Genomic DNA, 21,607 nt, shown 5'->3' with positions numbered 1-21,607 from the left:
TGTAGTTCCCGCCATGTCCGAGCCCTCCGCCGCCGGTCCCGTCGAGCTCTCCGAGCGCGTGCACCTGCTGGACGCCCTGCGCGGCTTCGCGCTGCTGGGCGTCTTCGTCTCCAACAGCCTCAGCTGGTTCAGCGGCCGGTCGCTCCTGCCGCGCGAAGAGGCCCAGGCGCTGGTGGCGTCCCCGCTGGAGACGACGGTCAACTCGCTCTACGCCTTCTTCGTCGACCAGAAGTTCATCACCCTCTTCTCCTTCCTCTTCGGGCTGGGCTTCGCGCTCCAGATGACCCGCGCGGAGGCGCGAGGCGCGTCCATCGTGCCGGTGTACCGGCGCCGGCTGGCGGTGCTGTTGGGCCTGGGCCTGGTGCACATGTTCGCGCTGTGGGTGGGCGACATCCTCAGCACCTACGCGCTGGTGGGCTTCGCGCTGCTGCTGTTCCGCACGCGCTCGGACCGGACGGTGCTCACCTGGGTGGCGGTGCTCTTCGTCCTGCTGCCGCTCACGCTCTCCGTGGCGCAGCGGTACGGCCCGGAGCTCCTGCACGGCAAGGAGGCCGCGGAGCAGGCCGTGAAGGCCACGCGGGAAGTGGAGGCCGCGCACCGCACGGCGTTCCTCGCCGGGCTGTCCAGTGACTCGGTGGTGACGTCGCAGCAGGCCAACGCGCGCTTCGCCTGGGAGAACCTGCCCAACCCGGGCCGCCCCATCTGGCTGTGCATCATCCTGGGCCGCTTCCTGGTGGGCCTGTGGGCCGGACGCCGCCGGCTGATGCAGGACGTGGAGCGCCACCGCAAGCTCTTCGTCCGCGTGATGGCCTGGGGGCTGGGCGTGGGGGGCGCCATCGCGACGCTGTCGCTGGTGCTCGCCCTGAGGAACAAGGGCGCGCCCGCGGGCCCCTGGGGGCAGGCCAGCCCGCCCGCGTGGATGGTGGGGATGCGCACCCTGCGCGAGGTGGGCTACCTCTGCATGGGCATGGGCTACGCGGCGGCGTTCGCGCTGCTCTTCCAGAAGGAGCGCTGGCGCAAGGTGCTGGGCGTGCTCGCCCCCGCGGGCCGCATGGCCCTGACGCTGTACCTGATGCAGTCGCTGGTGAGCGTGTGGCTCTACGACGGCTGGGGCCTGGGGCTCGTGGGCCACACGCCTCCATCGCTGACCGTGCTGCTGTGCCTGGGCGTCTTCGCGGTGCAGGTGGTCCTCAGCCACGGGTGGCTGGCGCGCTTCCGCTTCGGGCCGGTGGAGTGGCTGTGGCGCTCGCTCACCTACGGCCGCGCCCAGCCCATGCGGCTGACGCCCGCGAATCCGGCGCGCGTCGCGCATTGATCCTCGCGCCCCGGGAGGGAGACGTTTGACGGTGCCAAGACCGCCAGCGTGTAGTGCCCGGCATGTCCGAGCCCTCTTCCGCTGGCCCCATTGAACACTCCGAGCGCGTCCACGTGCTGGACGCCCTGCGCGGCTTCGCGCTGGTGGGCGTCTTCATCTCCAACAGCCTCAGCTGGTTCAACGGCCGGCTGTTCCTGCCGCGCGAAGAGGCCCTGGCGCTGGCCGCGTCTCCGCTGGAGCTCACGGTCAACTCGCTCTTCGGCCTCCTCATCGACCAGAAGTTCATCACCCTCTTCACCTTCCTCTTCGGGCTGGGCTTCGCGCTCCAGATGACCCGCGCGGAGGCGCGGGGTGCCTCCATCGTGCCGGTGTACCGGCGCCGGCTGGCGGTGCTGCTGGGCCTGGGCCTGGTGCACATGTTCGCGCTGTGGGTGGGCGACATCCTCAGCACCTACGCGCTGGTGGGCTTCATGCTGCTCGCGTTCCGCACGCGCTCGGACCGGACGGTGCTCGTCTGGGCCGCGGTGCTCCTGTTCGTGGTGCCGCCCGCCTTCACCGTCTTGCAGCGCGTGGGCACGGAGCCGTGGGACGGCCGGGAGGCCACGGAGCGCGCCCAGAAGGCCGCGCGGGAGGTGGAGGCGGCGCGACGCGCGGCGTTCCTCGCCGGCCTGTCCAGCGACTCCGTGGTGACCAGCCAGCAGGCCAACGCGCGCTACGCCTGGGACGGCATCCCCAACCCCAACCGCCCGCTGCTGCTGTCCATCGTCCTGGGCCGCTTCCTGCTGGGCCTGTGGGCCGGGCGCCGGCGGCTGCTGCAGGACGTGGAGCAGCACCGCCCGTTCCTCCGGAAGATGGCGGCCTGGGGCCTGGGGGTGGGCGGCGTCATCGGGGTCATCGTCCTGGTGCTCAACCTGCTGTACCGGGGCGTCAGCAGTCCGCCGGGGTGGCTGGCGTGGATGCGACTGCCGAAGGACGTGGGCTACCTCTTCATGGGCGCGGGCTACGCGGCGACGTTCGCGCTGCTCTTCCAGAAGGAGCGCTGGCGCAAGGTGCTGGGCGTGTTCGCGCCCGCGGGCCGCATGGCCCTGACGCTGTACCTGATGCAGTCGCTGGTGAGCGTGTGCCTGTATGACGGCTGGGGCCTGGGCCTCGTGGGCCGCACGCCTCCGTCGCTGACCGTGCTGCTGTGCCTGGGCGTCCTCGTGGCGCAGGTGCTCTTCAGCCACTGGTGGCTGGCGCGCTTCCGCTTCGGCCCGGTGGAGTGGCTGTGGCGCTCGCTCACCTACGGCCGCGTCCAGTCCCTGCGGGAGGGCCTGGCGAACCCGGTGAGCGCGGCGCACTGAGCGCGGCGTCTCGCGCGGACAAAAAAGAACCCCGGGTCCCGCGAGGAAGCGGGAGCCCGGGGTCTCAGGAGCGGAGCGCGGCGGCTTCGCCGCGCCCCACACCGTCAGGCACTACGGGACCTTGTACGAGGCCGCGAACACGGTCTTGATGTAGCCGTCCACGGTCTTGTCGACCAGGCTCGGCACACCGACGATCGTGATGTAGTACTTCCCGGCCGGGATGTTGCGCAGGATGACGCTCTCCGTCGCGCTCTCCTTCACGCCACGGCCCAGGTAGGACGTGAACGTGGGGGCGGAAGCAGCCTGCACGTACAGGTCCGCGTTGCCCTCACCCTCGCCCAGGGCGAGCGACAGGGTGTTGATGCCGGAGTCCTTCTTGTACTCGGGCACGTCGATGATGAAGGTGCGGGTGGAGCCCGGCACGCCCGACAGGTTCTCGATGCGGGTCTCGTTGCCGATGTCCTCGAAGCCACCCTTCCAGGTCACGGACAGGCTGGTGTTCGCGTAGGAGGTGAAGCCCTTGATCATCACGTACCAGATGCCCTTGGCGCCGGAGGTGGCGAAGGTGCAGGTCTCCGCGTTGCCGGACTTGTACGGACGGCAGTCGTACAGCGCGTCCGTCGGGGCGTTGGTCTTGCGGACGTAGAGGTCCGCGTCACCCGTGCCACCGGACATGGTGAAGGTCACGTCCGTGGCGCCCTCGGGGATGGTCACCGAGTAGTACACGCGGCTGCCGGAGGAACCGGAGATACCGGTGATGGGGACGTTCTTCTCGATCGGCGTGGTCACCGGGGGAGGCACGGGCACGCCCACGCCCACGGCCTTCCACGCGTTGCCGACGTCGGCGATCTCAGCGGCGGTGAAGCCCAGCTGCGCCGCGGCCTGCTCGGAAGCCGTCTTCGCGGCCTCGAAGTTGGACGAGGCGACCAGGATGTCCGCGTTGATCTTGTAGAAGACCCGGGCGGCCTTCTCGAACCCGACGCCGTTGACGACCTGGGTCGTCTTGGCGCGCGGGTGCGTACCACCCTGGGACATCAGGTAGAACGCCAGGTTGGAGATGCCGGAGCTGTAGTGCACGTCCACGCCGGAGGAGTAGTCCGGGTAGTAGTCGAGCGAGTCCCCGTCCAGCGTGGGGTTGTTCATGTAGCGCAGGCCGTCACCCGGGATGCTCGGGGTCCAGACGTCGTCGCCGACGATCCAGGTGCCCGCGTCGATGACCTTGCCCTTGCCGTACCACTCGCAGACCGCGCCGAAGATGTCGGAGATGGACTCGTTGAGGCCACCGGACTCACCGGAGTAGGTGAGGTTGGACTCGGACGAGGTCACCGCGTGCGTCAGCTCGTGCGCCGTCACGTCCAGCGACTCGGCCAGGTTGGAGGCGTTCACGCCGTCGCCGTCGCCGTACACCATCTGGGAGCCGTCCCAGTAGGCGTTCACGTAGTTGTTGCTGTAGTGCACGTAGCTCTTCAGGACGTGGCCCGCGTTGTCGTACGAGTCGCGGCCGAAGAGGCTGTTGTAGCAGTTGTAGACCGTGCCGAGGTGGTTGTAGTTGTTGTTCACCACCGCGTCCGCGTGGGCCGGGTCACCCTCGAAGCGCGCGCGCACGCCCGTGGAGATGGTCGTGCGGTGCTGCAGGTCGTACACCTCGCGCTTCAGCGCGGAGTGGATGTGCGGAACGCGCTCGAAGACGTCGCCCGTCTTGGCGTTCACGTACACGGAGTCGTCCACCGGCGTGGTGTCCTTCAGCTCGCCCTGGACGCGAACCTCGTACGCCAGGATGAGCTCGTTGCCGGAGCGGTAGTACACCAGCTGGGGCTCGGCGTTGGTGGAGGCGCGCTCGGGAGAGCCGCGATCACCAATGGCCGCCGCGATCGCCGCGTCGGCGGCGATGGAGGCCTTCGCCTCACCCTTCAGGTCGCCACGGGCGTTCGTGTTCACCGCGAACACGGAGCCGTTGCGCGCGTGCAGGCGGACTTCCGCGTTCTGCACCAGGATGCCGTTGTGGGTGACGCCGTAACGGTAGTGGGTGTCACCGTCGAAGCCGACATAGGCCTTCTTCAGGAACAGGTCGTTCGGGTTCAGGCGGAACAGCGGAGCCACGCCCGCGAGCACCGGGGCCAGCTCGCGGGGAGCCGCGATGCCCTGGATGGCCGACGGCGCGGGAACGGCACCAAAGGAACCCGTGACGAAGGTGGGGATCGCGTCGGAGTCCGCCGCGACCACCGTCTGGCCCGCCGCCGTCAGGTTGGCGGAAGCCTTCTGGAGGTTGCTCTCCTCCTTGTTCGCGGCAGGAGCGCCATCAGTGCAAGCGCCAACCAACAGGGACAGGGCTGCGGCACCCAGAGCGCCGCGTACTCGCTTCTCGTACATTGCAATCCTCCTAAGTGGAAAGATTAGAAACCACTGTGTCACAGGAGAGGCGCGTATTTCAAGTACAGGCGAGAATTTTACGATTACATCACTTCTCAGGTTTCGAGAATATCTCGCAACTGCTTGAAATAACGGAGGAACCCACGCAGTCCGTCCGAAACGGGGTAGCCATTCAAACCTGCAAGACGGAAACTTCAGGTTTGAAGCGCTTATCGGCAGATGCGTGCAAAAGGTGAACGACGAGGAGAAATTGCCGTCTCATTTATTCCCGATCCAGGCGGGTCGCGGGCGACAGCGACACCGCAAGGGGCCCCGGGGGAGGGACGAGCGGGCTAGCGTCCCCGTCCCGGGAGGCAGCAGACATGCGCGCATTACAACTTCAGCGTCTGACAGGTCCGGAGGGGCTGGAGCAGGTGGAGCTGGCGGAGCCGGAGGCCGGGGACGGGGTGCTCATTGATGTGGTGGCGGCCGGGGTGAGCTTCCCGGATCTGCTGCTCACCCATGGCCAGTACCAGATGAAGCCGGAGGTGCCCTTCGTGCCGGGGGTGGAGGTGGCGGGCGTGGTGCGCGCCGCTCCCGCGGGGGCGCGGGTGAAGGCCGGAGACCGGGTGATGGGCTTCTCCTTCACGCTGGGCGGCTTCGCGGAGGCGTGCGTGGTGGCGCCGGAGCTGGCCTTCCCCATTCCGCCAGCGTGGAGCTTCGAGCAGGCGGCGGGCGTGGTGATGAACTACCACACGGCGCACTTCGCGCTGCACCGGCGCGGACAGCTGCGCGCGGGGGAGACCGTGGTGGTGCACGGCGCGGCGGGCGGCGTGGGCACCGCGGCGGTGCAGGTGGCGAAGGGCGCCGGGGCGCGAGTGGTGGCGGTGGTGGGCGACGCGCGCAAGGCGGAGGTGGCGACGCGCGCGGGCGCGGACGTGGTGCTGCTCGCGAAGGACTGGCCGGCGGGCGTGCGCGAGGCCACGGAGGGCCGGGGCGCGGACGTGGTGCTGGATGTGGTGGGCGGCGACGTGTTCGACAAGAGCCTCAAGGCGCTCGCGCCAGAGGGCCGGCTCCTGGTGGTGGGCTTCGCCAGCGGACAGATTCCGTCGGTGGCGGTGAACCGGCTGCTCCTGCGCAACGTGTCCGTGGTGGGCGTGGCGTGGGGCGCCTTCCTGATGCAGGCGCCCGAGCTGACGGACACCATCGCCCGGGACCTGGACGCGCTCGCGGCTCGCGGCATCGTCAACCCGGTGGTGGGCAGCGTCTTCCCTCTAGAGGACGGCGCGAAGGCGCTGCGCGAGCTGGAGTCTCGGCAGGCCGTGGGCAAGGTCGTGCTGAGGGTGAAGCCCGGCTGAGCCGGTGGCCTCGCGTCCCACCGGGACGCCCGCGTCACTCCCCGGCATCCATAAGAGGAGCGGGCGTCCCCGCCTCGCGCTCCAGCACGTCCGCGGCGCGGGCGTCGCGAGGCAGGCCGAAGCGGGCGCGTGACCCCATGAGCAGTTGCCCTGCGTAGACGCTGTCCGCCAGCGCGTCCGCGTACCGGCCATGCGCCTCGCACAGGCGGGCCCGCTCATCCACCAGACGGGCGAGGATGCGCGCCTGCTCCGGGTGGGAGAAGAGGCCGACGACGGAGCGGGCATCGAAGCGGGTGAGCGTGTCGAACTCCATGCCCAGCGACGCGACGCACGTCTCGCGGATGCGCTCCAGGCACGCGTCCCAGGAGGCCCGCGCCCGGGCGATGTCCGGCGCCGAGCGGCCAAGCTCCCGGACGGCGTTGAGCAGGAAGGCGTAGCGGAGGGAGGGCATCCGGAGTCCCACTACAGCCCAGCCCGCCTGAATCATCCAGCGCGCCAGGGGGTACGGACCCACCCTGACGAATCAGGGAGCACCCACCTGCCCGGGCCCTGCCCGCACGTCGGCGGCACACCCCCACGGGAAAAAGACAGACACCGTCCTACCGGACAGGTGGCGGGGACCCGCATTGTTTTAAAGATATATCCAGACAGGAATAACACACACAGAGTGCGTACATCTCCCGAGGGAGACGGGGGCACGGATGACCCGATGTCTTGTGTCACGGCCTGTGCTCCGCGTGTATCAGCGCGTGGTTCCCACGTATTGCGCGGGCGCTGCCAGTCTTTAGACTTTTGATACGCGAAGCACCCACTGCGTGAGTCACTCATCCAAGGAATGCACCATGGCCCTCCCGTCCACGCTGCGCCTTCCCCCGACCGCGGAGGTCGTCTTCGGCGACACGGTGCTGAGACAACCGGAGCTGCTGCGTCGGGCCTCGCGGATCGCGCGGCGGCTGCGCACGGAGTGGAACGTGGGGCCGGGGGACCGCGTGGGGTTGGTGGTGGTCCCCGGGCCGGAGGTCATCCCGGCCATCCTGGGCATCTGGATGGCGGGGGCGGCCTACGTGCCGTTGGATCCGTTCCTGCCGGATGAGCGCCTCCTGCGCATCCTGCGCGACGCGGGGCTTCGCGGGGTGGTCACCCAGCGGATGCACCGCATCTCCGTGGAGCTGCTGGAGAGCTGGCTGGGGACGCCGCTGCCCTTCCTGGAGGCGGACGCGCCCACGGACCTGATGGAGGAGGCTCCGTCGGACGTCATCGACGCGCCGCCGGACCGCCCCGCCTACCTCATCTACACCTCTGGCAGCACGGGGGAGCCCAAGGGCGTGGTGTGCACCTTCCGGGGGCTGCTCAACCTGGTCCACGGCGTGGCGCCCATCCTGGGGCTGGGGCCGGATACGCGGCACCTCCAGTTCGCCAGCATCAACTTCGACGCGTCGGTGTGGGAGGTGTTCCCCACGCTGTTCGCGGGCGGCGCCGTCGTGCAGGGCACGCGCGAGGACCTGCTGCCGGGCCGGCGCATGGCGGAGTACGTGCGGCGCCACCAGGTGACGCACCTGTGCCTGCCGCCGTCGGTGCTGGGGCAGCTGGGGCCCCACGTGGACACGCTGCCGGACGTGGCGTGCGTGGTGATGGCGGGTGAGCGCTGCCCGGCGCCGCTCGCGGAGCGCTGGCACGCGTCCGGCCGCCGCGTCTTCAACGCCTACGGCCCCACGGAAGGCACGGTCTGCGCCTCCATCCACCGGGTGACGGGGGGAGAGACGCCCGTGCCCATCGGGCAGGCGCTGCCGGGGGTGCTCCTGCGCGTGGTGGGACCGGACGGCCGGGACGTCGCGGAGGGCGCGGCGGGCGAGGTGTGGATTGGCGGCGAGGGCGTGGCGGAGGGCTACCGCGGCCAGCCGGAGCGCACCCGCGAGCGCTTCCCCACGGACGGGGACGGCGCCCGGTGGTACCGCACCGGCGACGAGGCGGTGCGCCGCGCGGACGGGGCGCTCGTGTTCCTGGGCCGGATGGACCAGCAGGTGAAGCTGCGCGGCTTCCGCATCGAGCTGGAGGCCATCGAGCATGCGCTGTACGCGTTCCCTGGCGTGGCGCAGGCCGCGGTGAAGGTCTTCGAACACACGGACGCGCAGGGCCAGACCTCCGGCCTGCTGGTGGCCTACCACAGCGTGCAGGAGGGCCACTCGGTGGCGTCCGACGCGCTGCGCGCGCACCTGGGCGTGGTGCTACCGGACTACATGGTGCCGCACCGCTTCGTGGCCCTGCCGCGCCTGCCGCTCATGCCCCACCTGGGCAAGGTGGACCGGGACGCCCTGCCGCCGCCGGCGGACTGGGTGGGCGCCAGCGCGTCCGGGGCCTCGCCGTCCAGCGCCCCCGCGACGCCGCTCGAGCAGCTGTGCCGCGCCTTCGAGCGCGGCCTGCGCGCGGCCCCGGGCAGCGTCACGCCCACCACGCACTTCTTCCAGGCCGGGGGAGACTCGCTGGGCGTGGCGCACGTGCTGGCGCAGGTGGAGGAGTCCTTCGGCGTGTCGCTGCCGTCGCGCCACGTGTACTCGCACCCGACGCCGCTCGCGCTCCTGCCCTTCTGCGAGGCAGGCGCGGCTCCGTCCGAGGCGGCGCCCCGGAGCGTGCGAGCCACGCTGCTCACCGATGCGCGCTCGGCCCCCCTGTCCCTCGTGACGAGCCCGGAGATGGCGCTTCCGCGCACGCTGCTGCTCACGGGGGCGACGGGGTTCCTGGGCATCCACCTGCTGGCGGCGCTGGCGCCCCGCGTGGAGCGCGTCCACTGCCTGGTGCGGGCCCGCGACGACGCGGAGGCCGGCGCGAGGATCCGCGCCACCGCGAGGAAGTACGGCGTGCACCTGCCCTGGGGCGAAGGGCGCATCCAGGCGGTGGCGGGCGACATCACCCGGACGCGGCTGGGCATGGAGGCGTCCACGCACGACGCCCTGGCGCTCCGCTGCGACGCGGTGGTGCACTCGGCCGCGAGCATCAGCTACATCCTGCCATACGCGGACGCGGGCCGGCCCAACGTCGCGGGCACGCAGCAGGTGCTGGCCTTCTGCGCGCACGGCCGGGTGAAGCCGCTGCACCATGTGTCGTCGCTCAGCGTGCACGGCGCGGTGGGCACGCTGCTGGGCGTGGAGGAGGTGGACGAGGACTTCGCGCTGGAGCGCTCGCTGGACCTGATGGCGTACGAGAACGGCTACACCCGGGCCAAGTGGGTCGCGGAGCGCATCGCGGCCGACGCGCGCGGCGGCGGCCTGCCGGTCAGCATCTACCGGCCGGGCTTCATCCAGGGCCACAGCCGCACCGGCATCGGCAACCCGGACGACATGCTGTGCCGGCTGCTGGTGGGCAACGCGCAGCTGGGCCTGTCGCCGGACCTGCCGGACAAGTACTGGCTGCCCGTGCCGGTGGACTACGTGGCCAGCGCCACCGCGCACCTGGTGCTCACCCAGCCGCCCGGCGGCACGTACAACCTGGCCCCCGAGCGCGAGCAGGAGCCGAGCCACAACGCCCTCTTCGACCTGCTGGGCGCGCACGGACATCCGGTGCGCCGCGTGCCGCCAGCGGTGTGGCTGCGGGAGCTGGGCCGGGTGGGGCCGGACAACGCCCTCTTCCCCCTGGTCGCGTTCCTGCGGGAGAAGGTCTACCACGGCACCCGCACGGTGCTGGAGCTGCACCACCGCACGCCGCGCGTCCGCACGGACCACACGCGCGCCGCGCTGGCCGGCACCGACCTCCAGTGCCCGGACATCGACTGCGTCCTCATTGGCCGCTACGTGAGGGACCTGTTCGCGCGTCACCGCCGCGCCCCGGCCCTCGCCGCGTAGCGGTCGGCCCCGGGGGCTTCAGCCCGAGCGGGCCGGCGGCGGAGGCTGGGGCCGCACGTCGGTGAAGCGGTAGTGGGCCACCACCGGCTGGTGGTCGGAGGACTCGGTGGAGCGGTCCACCTCGAAGAGGACGGGGGCCAGGGTGCGCGTCGCGTAGAAGTTGTCGAAGCGCTTGCCCGTGGCGTGCACCACGCCGTGGCTGTCCGGGTGCGAGGTGAGCGTGGCGCAGTCCGCGATGTCCTGGAGGCGCCACCACGCGGGGCTGCCCTTGGGCACCTGGCCCGAGCCCAGCTCCGCGCGGGCCACCTGGGGCGTCGTCAGCGAGTGGTCCGCCAGCCGCACCCGCACCGTCGTCGCGTGGCACACCGTCTCCGGCAGGTCCTGCTCCAGCGTGTGCAGCTCGTGGCGCAGGCGGGGATCCGCGATGTTGCCCACGCCCCGGTCCCCCACCGTGACGTTGTGCATGTCGTCGCCGTAGCGGAGCCGGTACTCCTCGATGGTGTCCGTGTCGCTGTCCTGCTTCGGATGCAGCAGGTGCGCCACCAACCAGGAGCCGCCGCGCTTGATGGCGGTGTTGGCGTTGAAGTCGCCCAGCACCACGGCGGGGATGCCCTCGCGGCGGCGCAGGAGCGCGTTGAGCTGGCGCAGGTTGAGCGCGTTGATGGCCGAGTCGCCCAGCGCGTGGTGCAGGTTGTAGAGGTAGAGCGGGCGGCCCTCCACCGCCAGCTTCACCCACAGCACGCCCCGGTCCTCCTCCAGCTCTCCGGCGTAGCCCTGGCGGGTGATGGCGTCCTGGCGTTCGGCGTCGGTGAGGACGTAGGTGAAGTGCGCGGCGTCCTGGATGGGGTGGCGGCTCAGCCAGGCCTTGCCGTTCACCAACCGGGCGCCGTCGCCGCCGTCGTTGCCCTGGTAGGCCAGGTGGAAGCCGAAGCGGGACGCGAGCAGCACCGACATGGGCACGCCCGCCTCCTGCAAGCCGATGACGTCCGGCATGCGGTCCTCGGCTTCCAGCTGCGTGAAGTACTCCAGCAGCGCCTCCTGGCGCTCGCCGCCCATGAGGATGTTGTAGCTCATCACCGTGAGGCCGGGTCCCCGGGGGGCGCGCGCCGACGGGTGGTGCACGATGAAGGTGCGGCCGTCGCCCAGGCGCCGCGCGCCGCGAGGCTGCGGCACGGCCTGGAAGTCCGGCACGGTGAGGGTGGGATCACGCTTCGGCAAGACGTCCTCCTGCCCACCCGGCTTGCGGCCGAGCAGGTGACCCACGGCGGGCAGGTGGTCCAGCAGTTCGGGCATCTTCATGGCGCCCTCCCCGCCCTGGGGTGCCGCTCGCACGGCGCGCCGGGCACGAAGGGGGAGCGAGGTCGGGCGTCATGCCGTCGCGCTGTGGGTTCCACCATGCCTCCATCCAGGGGTCCTCCGCTCAAGTTCGTGGCGGTGGGCCCCGTCCGCCAGCGCCATGGAGGAGTCAGAGGCTCGACTGGACGCCTGCCCTGCGTGCGCGGGACGGGGCGAGAGCGTCTGGCTACACACAGCCGCGAGGCGAGGAATCGGCCCGGGCGTGGGCCGTGGATGCTTAGATGAACGGGCGATGAGGGAACTCGACGACATCCTGCGGGCCCAGGGGCGAGCCGCGGGGCCCATGGTGCTGGCGACGGTGGTGGCGGTGGCGGGGTCGTCGTACCGGCGCCCGGGCGCGCGCATGTTGATGGGCGGGGACGGGTGGCTCGCGGGCGGGGTGAGCGGCGGGTGCCTGGAAGGCGACCTCGTGCGCAAGGCCTTCTTCTGGACGGCGGAGGGGCCGCGCGTGCTGCGCTACGACACCACCGGCGACAACGCCGAGGACGAAGGCGGCCTGTCGTTCGCGCTCGGATGCAATGGCGTGGTGGACATCCTGCTGGAGCGCTGGGAGCCCGGCCCCGGTGACGCGCTCGGCTTCGCGGCGGAGGCCCGCCGCCGGTCGCTGCGCGCCGTCATCGCCACGGTGTACCGGGGGCCTTCGGAGGCCGTGGGCTCACGGCTGATGTTGCGCGAGGACGGCACGGAGGCGGGGACCGTCGCGGGGGCGCTGCGCGAGCCGGTGCGCGCGGCGGCGCTCGAGGTGCTGGAGGGCGGCCTGCCGTGGAGCGGCACCTGCGGAGGCGCGGAGGTGCTGGTGGAGGTGGTGGAGCCCGCGCCCCAGCTGGTGGTGTTCGGCGGTGGCTTCGATGTCGCGCCCGTGGTCGCGCGGGCGCAGGGGCTGGGCTGGCATCTCACGGTGGTGGCGGACCGGCCCGTGGAGATGCTGCGCCGGAGGTTTCCGCAGGCCCAGGCGCACGTCGCGTCCCGGGCGACCGAGGTCCTGGAGAAGGTCGCGCTGTCCGCGCGCAGCCTGGTGCTGGTGATGACGCACAGCCTGCCGCAGGACCGGGAGCTGCTGGCGCGGCTGGTGCCGCTGCCCGTGCGCTACCTGGGAGTGCTGGGGCCTCGCGCCCGGACGGAGCGCATCCTGCGGGAGCTGTCACAGGCGCCCACCTCCGCGCAGCTCGACAAGCTCCACGCGCCCATGGGGTTGGACCTGGGCGCGGAGGGCGCGGAGGAGATCGCCCTGTCCATCATCGCGGAGGTGCAGACGGTGCTGGCTGGACGCGAGGGAGGACGGCTGCGCGAGCGACAGGCCCCCATCCACGCGGATGCCATCGCGCCAGAGCGCAGGTCGGCCTGACGGAGGGCGGCGGACATGCGCGTGGCCATCGTCGTGCTCGCCGCTGGGGGCTCCTCCCGACTGGGTCAGCCCAAGCAGCTCCTGCGCCATGAGGGCACGTCCCTGGTGCGGCGCGCGGCGGAGCTGGCCCTCGCCGCGAGCCCGGTGGTGGCCGTGGTGCTCGGAGCCCGTCACGAGGAGGTCCGCGCGCGGTTGGACGGGCTCGCCGTGCGGTGCGTGGACAATCCGGACTGGGCGCTGGGACAGGGGACGTCCCTGCGCGCGGGCCTGCGCGCCCTGCCCCCGGACGTGGACGCCGCGCTCCTGATGCTCTGTGATCAGCTCCGCGTGGACGCGGCCCACCTGCGGGCCCTCATCGACACGTTCGAGAGAGAGCGCGCGCCCATCGTCGCGTCCGCCTACGCGGGCACCCGGGGCGTCCCCGCCCTCTTCTCGCGCGCCCTCTTCCCCGAACTGGAGGCCCTTCCTCCCACGGGCGGGGCGCGCGGGCTCATCGCCCGGGACCCCTCGCGCGTCGCGGAGGTCCCGCTGCCGGGGGGCGAGGAGGACGTGGACACCCCAGGGGACCTGGCGCGCCTCACGCGCTCCGGACGCGATGGGTGATGCCGTCCGGCCCGGCCACCACGAGGTCGGAGGTCAGGTGGAGGAACAGGCCATGCGCCATCACCCCGGCCCGGGACTCCAGCCGCGCGGCCAGTCCCACGGGGTCGCTGATGGGACCGAAGTCGCAGTCCAGCACCACGTTGCCCTGATCCGTGTGGAACGGCGCCCCGTCCAGCGCGGGCCGCACCACGACGCGCGCCCCCAACGACTCCAGGAACAGCGACTGCGAACGCCAGCCGAACGGCAGCACCTCCACCGGCACCGGCCACTTCGTGCCCAGCCGGGGCGACAGCTTCTGCGCGTCCACCACGATGATCTCCCGCCGGCTGGCCTGCGCCACCACCTTCTCGCGCAGCAGCGCCCCGCCCCCGCCCTTGATGAGCGACAGGTCCGGCGCCACCTCGTCCGCGCCGTCGATGGTGAGGTCCACCACCGGGTGCACATCCAACGTGGTGAGCGGCACGCCCAGCGACACGGCCAGCGCCTCGGTCGCGCGTGAGGTCGGAACGCCCACCACGTCCTTCAGCGTGCCCGCGGAGAGCAACGCCCCCAGCCGCCGCACCGCGTACGCGGCCGTGCTGCCCGACCCCAATCCCACCACCATTCCCGGCTGGATGAAGTCCACGGCGCGCTCCGCCGCCGCGCGCTTGAAGGAAGCCGAAACGCTCTCATCGGAAGTCATGGCGGGCTCGGGAAAGGGGGATGGCTCAGTGGGGCGACCCAGGATGCCCGGAGTCGGGCGGAGGCGCACGCCGCGCTTCCGTTGAAGGCGGCGCGAGTGGACCCGCCAACAGTGCCTCGTCCGCGTTCCCAGGCGCTTGGGAGGCGGTGGCCGCCGCGGCGAGGCGCCGCTCGCGGTTCCACACCTTGCGGCGCTCGCGCTGCACCTCCGTCAGGAGCACCTGCCCCGCCGCCGCCGCCGGCACCGCGAGGATGACGCCCAGGAGTCCCGCGACGGTGCCACCCACCAGGGCCACCAGCGAGATGAGCAGCGGGTTCATCTTGATGGCGCGCCGCTGCACCAGCGGGCTGAGCAGGTGCGCCTCCAGCTGCTGATAGACGATGAAGATCGCCAACGCGATGAACGCGCGCCGCGAGCCCACCGTCGCCAGCGTGGTGACGCTCACCAGCACCGCGGTGATGACGCTGCCGATGTAGGGGATGAGCCCCAGCACCATCGCCACCAGCCCCAGCGGCAGGAAGTACGGCACGCCCAGGGACAGCGACAGCAGCGCCGTGCAGGCGCCGCCCACGCTGATGATGAGCAGCGTGCCCACGAGGTAATTGCCCACGGCCTCGCGCATCCGGCCCACCACCCTGCGCACGCGGCCACGGCTGCTGGGGCGCACCCAGCCCAGGATGCTCGCGTAGAGGTCCTGGCCGAACAGCAGCCCGAACACCGCCAGCGCCAGCACCGTGATGCCCGCGCCCATCAACTCCAGGGTGGAGGACAGCACGGTGATGAGCGGCCGGGTCAGCACGCCGGGCTCCACGTTGAACCCGTTGCCTGGGTGCGCCAGCACGCCGAAGTGCTCATCCAGCCTCCGCACCCACGGGGCCCGCGCCAGCTCATCCAGGAAGCCCGGCGCCGCGTACACCAGGTTCTGGAGCTGCTCCACCAGGAGCGGCACCAGCGTGAGGACGAGCAGGGCGATGAGGCCCAGCAGCGTCAGCGCGATGAGCGCCACGCCCAACCCCCGGCGCAGGCCCCACGACTGCAACCGCCGCACGACGGGGTCCGCCGCGAGGCCCAGCAGCAGCGCCACCGCCAGCAGCGTCAGCACGGGCCCCAGGCGTTGCAGCGCGGTGCCCAGCAGCACCAGCAGCACCACCTGGGCCCCCACCGACCACACGGTCCGGGGCGGCACGTAGACGGGGAGCGCCTTGCGCGAAGCCTTCATGGCCACAAGGTAGGGAGTGCCCCCCAGGCAGGCGATGGCGCCCGGCAGGAGGACGCGCTCCTGTCAGGTGCAGGACGCTGTCCGCGCGGCCCGGGGCCCACGGAGCAGGCAGGCGGCCGGGCCTTTCCAGCGCCCTACCAGGAATCACTGGCGCCGCCGCCACCGGAGGAACCTCCGCCACCCCCCCAGTCCGACGAGGACGACGAACTGGAGTCACTGCTGGAGGACGAGGAGCTGGAGCTCCAGTCCGTGGACGAGGAACCCACGCTCCAGCTCCCTCCGTCGGAGTGCCGGGCCCGCCCACCTTCGCCCAGCTGCTTCAGGCCCCTCCAGAGGATGAGCGGCGACAGGAGGATGCAGAGCGAGGGGGTCAGCAGGCTGAAGAGCAGATCGACCATTCCCGGCGGCCGGGGGAGGTCCTGGGACAGCGCGAACAGGACGCTCAGGGCCGTGCCCAGGATGCAGATGAAGCCCAGGGCCCGCCGCTGTCGCGTGATGGCGTAGCGCCCCCCGAAGAAGCCCCCCAGCATCGCACCGTACGCGAGGAGGGTGGGGACCGGAGGCGCCTGCGGAGAGAACGCGCTCACGACGAACACCGCGGGAGGCAGAACCATCACCCCGATGGTGAGCGAGCGTGAGAGGCCCAGCTTGATGCGCTCGACCAGGACCATCGCCGCCACGAAGGACGTCACCGCCATGGCGAAGAAGAGCCACCGCAGGCCGTTCTCGGTCCAGGCCCCCTGGAGGCGGGACTCCTGGGCGCTGGCCTCGTCGACGTCGGGGGCCGTCCTCCGTGGATCCGTCGACACCTCGGCGCGCACGCCCGCGATGATGGCCAGCAGCGCGTCCGCCGTCCGCCCGTGGGCCAACAGCGGCCCCTGCGCGTGGAGCAGTGCCCGGGCCTCGCCGTCCGTCAGCGACGGCTCCAGCCCGTAACCCACCTCCAGGCGCGAGCGCCGGTCGCCGCGCGCGATGACGAGCAGCAGCCCGTTGTCCTTCCCCGCCTGCCCGCCCCTCCATGCACGGAAGACCGCTTCGGCGTAGTCCTCGATGGGCTGCCCCCCCGTGGTGTCCACGAGCAGCACCGCCATCTGAACCTGCGTCGCGGAACGCAGGTCCACCAGCGCCTGGGCGACATGCTCCATCTCCTGAGGTGTCAGCATGCCCCGCGGATCCGTCACCGGCCGCGTGATGGCGGGCACCTGGGCCAGGACCAGCATGGGCAGCAGCAACGTCAACAAGACGGCCTTCACCATGTGGAGACCTCCGAGGACAGCGGCAGCACCGGGGGCAGCCCGCTCAGACGGACCACCCAGTTCGTGGGAAAGGAGGCCGCGGAGGCGTTGTAGCCAGCGGCCCGCTCGTCGTAGCGGCGCTGCTCCACGGCCACGCGGTTGTCCGCGCCTGACAGCTCCGCGTCGCGCTCCAGGCCGGGCGTCAGCAGGCCCAATCTCGCGCGCAGGGACTCACGGCGGTCCACCACGTTGCGCACCTGCGCACGCTGCCGCGCCACGTCCGACAGCGTGGAGGTCAGCCCGTTGCGCACCACGAGCCCCGACACGGCCATGAGCCCCACGACGGCCGCGCCCACCCACGCGCCCTTGCGCAGCCGCGCACGGCGCTGCCGTGACAACCGCTCCCGAGCCAGGGCCTCGCGCGCCTGGGCCTCGCGGCGCTTCGCCAGCGCCTCCAGCGCCTGGTCCACGTAGCGCGCGGGGATGTCCAGCTCCTCGCCAATCCGCCGCACGTCGTCCGGCGTCAGCGTGTCCGGCGCCGCGTCCTTCTGCATCAGCCTCGTGGCCGTGGCGATGAGCTCGTTGACATCGTCATAGGCGACAGCCCTGGGCGGCGCCCCATCACGCGATGCCGTGCTCAAGCGCCCGCCCCCCCGTGCTCCATCATCGCGATGTCCCCCTCTCCACGGACGTGCTTCACGGTCCGGCGCCTCTCCCCGGACCACCAAAGGGGTTCACCTCCCGGCGAAAGCCCCCGTCGCCCTGGGACGACTCCTCCCCAGCGGCTGATGGGGACGACGATATTCCATCCGACATCCTCCCGACATGGGAGCGAAGAGCGCTCCTGGCGCACGTCCACCGACCTGGGCAGACTGCCGCGCCCATGGACAAGAAGCCCCAGACGATGCGGTCGTTCGTGAAGCTGCTGGTGACGGATGCACCGGCCTCCGTGCGCTTCTATGAAGGCCTCGGCTTTGAACGCGTCGCGTCGGAGCCCCCCATCCTCCGCCTCCAGTGGGGTGGAGAGTCGGACATCTACCTCGTCAGCCCTCCTCCTGGCCTGAAGCTGGAAGGCCGCAGGGGCATGGGCGTGCTCGTGGGTTTTCGGGCGGGCGAGGACGGCGTGGACGCGGTGGCCGCGAAGGCGGCCGCGCTGGAGGCACCCGTGGAGGGACCGACGGTCCAGCCCTGGTACACGCGGGAGATCATCGTCACCGACCCGGACGGCTACCGGCTCAACTTCATCGAGCCCGCCTGAGCCTCAGGCGGCCTCTTTCGTTCCATGCCCTCACTCTTTAAGGGGCGGGACGAACGATGGAAGCCACGCCGCTTCGCGAGGAAGCCACGCCGCTTCGTGGGTCGGGGGACGCCCCGCCGGCCCTTGATTGCCCCAACGGCTTGCGCCAGCCTGTCGCGGCCTCCGTGAGCCCACCCCGCTACTTCGTTCCCCACGCCGCCAGCCCGGTCGAAGCCGTGCCGTGCGATGCCGCCGAGGTCGTCCACGCCGTGGACGCGTTCCGCCTGGACCCCGCGTACCTGGGCGAGTCCGAGTGGTTCGTCTGCACCGACGTCGTGGGCCAGCTCCAGGTCATCCCAGGCAGCGAGCGCGCCCGCCTGCCCGCCTCCGTGCAGGCGCAGCTCGCCCTCCACGAGGTCGCCTCCGGACGCCTGCCGCGGAGGCTGGCCGCGACGGAGCTCTACTTCTTCTCCATCGAGCTGGTGGAACACCCCGCGGACGCCGAGGGCTTCAACGACCCCGTCTACCTCTACGGCACGCTGAGCGGCCCGTGGCCCGGCCCGAACGCCCAGCGGATGAAGGGGCAGCTCACCGTGACCCGGGGCGACGTGCTCGCGGGCTTCGCGCACGCCACCCCGGATGCCTTCCAGTACGTGAAGGACGCGGAGAGCCGCGACGCGCCCCGCGCCTACCACGCCCTCCTGCCCGGCGACCGCGCGGATCAGCTCGCGCAGGGCAAGGGACTCGTCCTCGCGTGGCCGGCCGTGGCCGCCGAGCTTCAGGCCCACAACGTGGCCAATGGCGCCCAGGTCGCGAGCGTGCTGCACGCGGTGCTCGCCCAGCTCCAGGCGGACGCGCGCGCGAACCAGGGGCCTGCGGCGCTCGCCTCGCTGGAGCTGCCCGTGCCCAGCCGCGCGATGGCCATCGCGGACCTGGAGCTGAAGGGCTACGAGGTGAAGGGCGACATCGCCACGCCGCGCCCCACCAAGGGCGGCCTCGTCGGGAAGCTCGCGGGATGGATCCAGGACACCTCGGTGCGGGTCCCCCGCGAGGCCCCCCCACCGGAGTTCCTGGAGCTCGCGCGCCGCGTCCTGCCGATGCTGCCCGGCTGGCCCACGGAGACGGAGCGCACCCTGCGCACCCACGTGCTCGCGGGCACGCAGTCCCCGAGCAGGCCCTCCTCGAACACGCTGCCCCCGGGAACGACGGCGCCCCGCGCGCCCACGCCGCCCCCGTCCCTGCCGCCGCGCCTGCAGACGCGGCCCGTGGGCTCCAGCGAATGGATGGTGGATTTCCTCGACGCGCACGACAAGCCGGGTGGCGCGCAGCCCCACATCACGCGCCTGCAGCCAAAGCCCGAGCCGCGTCCGGCCCCCAAGCCCAAGCCCAAGCCCCAGGTGGCGAAGGCCTCGTGGAAGATGGACTTCGTGAAGGCCACGCCCACCCCGCCGGCCCCGACCCAACGGGAGACGTCGCCCGCCACGCCCGGCAAGCAGCCGGGCCCGAGCCAGCCGAAGCCCGAGCCGCGTCCGGCCCCCAAGCCCCAGGTGGCGAAGGCCACGTGGAAGATGGACTTCGTGAAGGCCACGCCCACCCCGCCGGCTCCCAGCCAGCAGGAGAAGTCGCCCGCCGCGCCCGGCAAGAAGCCGGACTGGATGCGCGACTTCGAGGACTGACCCCGCCCGTTTGCGACGCTCGCATCCAGAGCGCTAGCGTTTTCACCCTCCAGAAAGGCAGGCCATGGGACACGAGAAGCCGATCGAGCCGTTTTCGGATCTCCACCGCGAAGGAGACCGCGTGCGCGCGGTGCTGATGCACGACCCCACGGTGGAAGGCCTGGACATGGCCATCTACATGGACGCGTCCGGCAGCATGCGCGACGAATACACATACAAGGCGGAGCCGCGCTCCTTCCTGGAGTGGATCCGCGGCGCGCCCATGAAGGAGCCCTCCAACCAGGTGGAGCCGCAGGTGCGGTGGATGCTGGAGTATCTGGCCACCAAGGACCGCAACGGCCTCTTGCGCGTGGCCTACTGGGCCTGCGGCACCAACGGCCGCCAGGTGGAAGCCGTGGGGGAGCTCAAGGGCACCGACGTGAAGCAGTACAAGTTCCCCGGCGCCAAGCAGTTGGGCGGCTTCACCTACCTGGAGCCCGCGCTGCGCGACTACGTGAGGTACCTGGAGGAGCAGGTGAAGGTGGGCGCGAAGCGCGGCTGCGCCATCATCGTCACCGACGGCCGCCTCCATGACGCGGACGCGGTGGAGAAGTTCTCCGAGGAGATCGCGAAGAAGATCGCCTCCGGCCGCCTGCCGCGCATCAACTTCGTGCTGGTCGGCGTGGGCGACGACATCGACGAGGAGCAGCTGGAGCACATCGCCCACGCGGAGTTCCCGGGCGTGGGCCACCTGTGGTGCCACCGCATCGCCAAGGAGATCACCCAGGTGGCGGAGCTGGTCGCCGTGCTGGTGGACGAGACGATGACCGTCGCCGCTGGCGGCACCGTCTACGACGACAAGGGACAGGTGCTGAAGACCTACGAGGGCCGCCTGCCCGCGGTGCTGGAGTTCGACGTCCCCGACGGCGCGAAGAGCTTCACGCTGGAGGTGAACGGCCAGCGCTACACCCAGCCGCTGCCCGACGAAGAGCACCACGAAGACGAGGACCACCACTGATGGCCGGCCAGGAAGTCATCAACCGCCCCTTCTCCGACGTCCACCGCATGGGGAACAAGGTCATCGCGACGCTCCTGCATGACCCCACGGTGGAGGGCCTGGACGTGGCCCTCTACATGGACGGCTCCGCCAGCATGGAGAACGCCTACGGCCCGCGCGGCATCCTGGCGAAGCTCGCCCCGGTGAAGAACCAGGTCGAGCCGCAGATGCAGTGGATGCTGGAGTACCTGGCCAACAAGGACCGGGACGGCAAGGTGCGCGTGGCCTACTGGGCCTCGGGAGACGGCACCCAGTTGGAGCTGGTGGGCGACCTCACCGGTCCCCAGGCCAAGGGCTACCGCTTCCCCGGCCCCCGCTCCTACGGCAAGGCCACCGTGATGCTCCCGGTGCTGCGCGACTTCGTGGCGCACATCAAGCAGCAGGTGGGCGAAGGCGCGAAGCGCGGCCTCGCGGTCATCATCACGGACTCGCAGATCAACGACGCCCACGACGTGACGGCCTACGCCACCCAGGTGGCCAAGGAGATCGCCTCCGGCCGCCTGCCGCGCATCAACTTCGTGTTCATGGGCGTGGGCGAGCACGTGGATGAAGCGCAGATGGAGGAGATCTCCCACACCCAGTATCCGGGCGTGGGCCACCTCTGGTGCCACCGCCACGCGGACCGCATGGAGGAGATGGCGGAGCTGGTCGCCGTGCTGGTGGACGAGACGATGACCGTCGCCGCTGGCGGCACCGTCTACGACGAGCAGGGCCAGGTCCTGAAGGCCTACGAGGGCCGCCTGCCCGCGGTGCTCGAGTTCGAGGTGCCGCCGTCCTGCAAGCGCTTCACGCTGGAGGTCGCCGGGCAGCGCTACGACCAGCCCGTCCCCGAGGACCACGAGGACGAGGACTCTCACGACGAGGATGAGGACCCGGCCCCCGAGTCCTCCGCGCCTCCCTCCGCCGCCCCGTCCTCGCATTCACGCCGCGGACACCGCCACTAGGCCGTGTCTGATGGATGCAGGTGGCGCAGGTAGGAGAAGATGAGCGCCACCTGCACCAGGGCCAGGTAGTTGA

General features: G+C 71.3%; 17 protein-coding genes. 10 read left to right on the top strand and 7 right to left on the bottom strand.

The window, feature by feature from the left end; translation table 11 throughout:
• Positions 1 to 13 precede the first annotated feature (13 nt).
• Both GTY96_RS33655 and GTY96_RS33650 read left to right on the top strand, forming a co-directional pair.
• Entirely contained in the window at positions 14 to 1,315 is a 1,302-nt protein-coding gene (locus tag GTY96_RS33655) for a DUF418 domain-containing protein (protein ID WP_161666867.1), read from the top strand.
• A gap of 62 nt (positions 1,316 to 1,377) precedes the next feature.
• A complete protein-coding gene (locus GTY96_RS33650) occupies positions 1,378 to 2,658 on the top strand; it encodes a DUF418 domain-containing protein (protein ID WP_161666866.1) in 1,281 nt (426 codons plus the stop codon).
• A gap of 111 nt (positions 2,659 to 2,769) precedes the next feature.
• Here GTY96_RS33650 and GTY96_RS33645 read toward each other — a convergent pair whose 3' ends face one another.
• Positions 2,770 to 5,028, bottom strand: a complete 2,259-nt coding sequence (locus GTY96_RS33645) for a M4 family metallopeptidase (protein ID WP_143905238.1) — start codon at positions 5,026 to 5,028, stop codon at positions 2,770 to 2,772.
• Positions 5,029 to 5,390: 362 nt separating this feature from the next.
• On the opposite strand from GTY96_RS33645, the gene GTY96_RS33640 reads away from it, so the two are divergent.
• Positions 5,391 to 6,365: an NADPH:quinone oxidoreductase family protein gene (locus tag GTY96_RS33640; RefSeq protein ID WP_161666865.1), complete on the top strand. Its 975-nt coding sequence runs from the start codon at positions 5,391 to 5,393 to the stop codon at positions 6,363 to 6,365.
• A 34-nt stretch (positions 6,366 to 6,399) separates the two neighbouring features.
• On the opposite strand, the gene GTY96_RS33635 is transcribed toward GTY96_RS33640, so the two are convergent.
• Complete coding sequence (locus tag GTY96_RS33635; RefSeq protein WP_161666864.1) at positions 6,400 to 6,816, bottom strand: hypothetical protein; 417 nt, start codon at positions 6,814 to 6,816, stop codon at positions 6,400 to 6,402.
• Positions 6,817 to 7,207: 391 nt separating this feature from the next.
• On the opposite strand from GTY96_RS33635, the gene GTY96_RS33630 reads away from it, so the two are divergent.
• On the top strand, positions 7,208 to 10,201 hold the full coding sequence (locus GTY96_RS33630) for a non-ribosomal peptide synthetase (RefSeq protein WP_161666863.1): 2,994 nt from the start codon (positions 7,208 to 7,210) through the stop codon (positions 10,199 to 10,201).
• An 18-nt stretch (positions 10,202 to 10,219) separates the two neighbouring features.
• Here the strand turns inward: GTY96_RS33630 and GTY96_RS33625 are convergent, their stop codons facing one another.
• A complete protein-coding gene (locus GTY96_RS33625) occupies positions 10,220 to 11,500 on the bottom strand; it encodes an endonuclease/exonuclease/phosphatase family protein (protein WP_161666862.1) in 1,281 nt (426 codons plus the stop codon).
• Positions 11,501 to 11,789: 289 nt separating this feature from the next.
• Between GTY96_RS33625 and GTY96_RS33620 the strand changes: the two genes are divergently transcribed.
• Together GTY96_RS33620 and GTY96_RS33615 are read left to right on the top strand one after the other, a co-directional pair.
• On the top strand, positions 11,790 to 12,902 hold the full coding sequence (locus GTY96_RS33620) for an XdhC family protein (RefSeq protein WP_143905243.1): 1,113 nt from the start codon (positions 11,790 to 11,792) through the stop codon (positions 12,900 to 12,902).
• A gap of 15 nt (positions 12,903 to 12,917) precedes the next feature.
• Positions 12,918 to 13,505, top strand: coding sequence for a nucleotidyltransferase family protein (locus GTY96_RS33615; protein ID WP_143905244.1), 588 nt, complete (start codon positions 12,918 to 12,920; stop codon positions 13,503 to 13,505).
• Here GTY96_RS33615 and rpiA read toward each other — a convergent pair.
• The 4 genes from rpiA to GTY96_RS33595 all read right to left on the bottom strand — a co-directional run bounded on the left by rpiA (position 13,480) and on the right by GTY96_RS33595 (position 17,282).
• Complete coding sequence (gene rpiA, locus GTY96_RS33610) at positions 13,480 to 14,187, bottom strand: ribose-5-phosphate isomerase RpiA (RefSeq protein WP_143905245.1); 708 nt, start codon at positions 14,185 to 14,187, stop codon at positions 13,480 to 13,482. The genes GTY96_RS33615 and rpiA overlap by 26 nt on opposite strands.
• A 25-nt stretch (positions 14,188 to 14,212) precedes the next feature.
• Entirely contained in the window at positions 14,213 to 15,406 is a 1,194-nt protein-coding gene (locus GTY96_RS33605; protein WP_161666861.1) for an AI-2E family transporter, read from the bottom strand.
• Between the two features lie 134 nt (positions 15,407 to 15,540).
• Positions 15,541 to 16,662, bottom strand: coding sequence for a TPM domain-containing protein (locus GTY96_RS33600; RefSeq protein WP_161666860.1), 1,122 nt, complete (start codon positions 16,660 to 16,662; stop codon positions 15,541 to 15,543).
• A complete protein-coding gene (locus GTY96_RS33595; protein WP_143905249.1) occupies positions 16,656 to 17,282 on the bottom strand; it encodes a LemA family protein in 627 nt (208 codons plus the stop codon). Before GTY96_RS33595 ends, GTY96_RS33600 begins: the two co-directional genes overlap by 7 nt.
• A 242-nt stretch (positions 17,283 to 17,524) precedes the next feature.
• On the opposite strand from GTY96_RS33595, the gene GTY96_RS33590 reads away from it, so the two are divergent.
• The 4 genes from GTY96_RS33590 (at position 17,525) to GTY96_RS33575 (ending at position 21,534) form a co-directional block, all read left to right on the top strand.
• Positions 17,525 to 17,899 carry a VOC family protein gene (locus GTY96_RS33590; protein ID WP_143905250.1) on the top strand — a complete coding sequence of 125 codons (375 nt, stop codon included), beginning with the start codon at positions 17,525 to 17,527 and terminating at the stop codon, positions 17,897 to 17,899.
• A gap of 140 nt (positions 17,900 to 18,039) precedes the next feature.
• On the top strand, positions 18,040 to 19,554 hold the full coding sequence (locus tag GTY96_RS33585) for a hypothetical protein (protein WP_201756643.1): 1,515 nt from the start codon (positions 18,040 to 18,042) through the stop codon (positions 19,552 to 19,554).
• A gap of 64 nt (positions 19,555 to 19,618) precedes the next feature.
• The gene (locus tag GTY96_RS33580; RefSeq protein WP_143905251.1) at positions 19,619 to 20,551 is read left to right on the top strand and encodes a vWA domain-containing protein; all 933 of its coding nucleotides are present in this window, start codon (positions 19,619 to 19,621) and stop codon (positions 20,549 to 20,551) included.
• A complete protein-coding gene (locus tag GTY96_RS33575; protein ID WP_161666859.1) occupies positions 20,551 to 21,534 on the top strand; it encodes a VWA domain-containing protein in 984 nt (327 codons plus the stop codon). The genes GTY96_RS33580 and GTY96_RS33575 overlap by 1 nt, the downstream gene beginning before the upstream one ends.
• Positions 21,535 to 21,607: the final 73 nt, after the last annotated feature.

This window comes from Corallococcus silvisoli (assembly GCF_009909145.1).
GTDB classification, from domain to species: domain Bacteria; phylum Myxococcota; class Myxococcia; order Myxococcales; family Myxococcaceae; genus Corallococcus; species Corallococcus silvisoli.
This window is presented reverse-complemented; position numbering and strand designations above follow the sequence as displayed.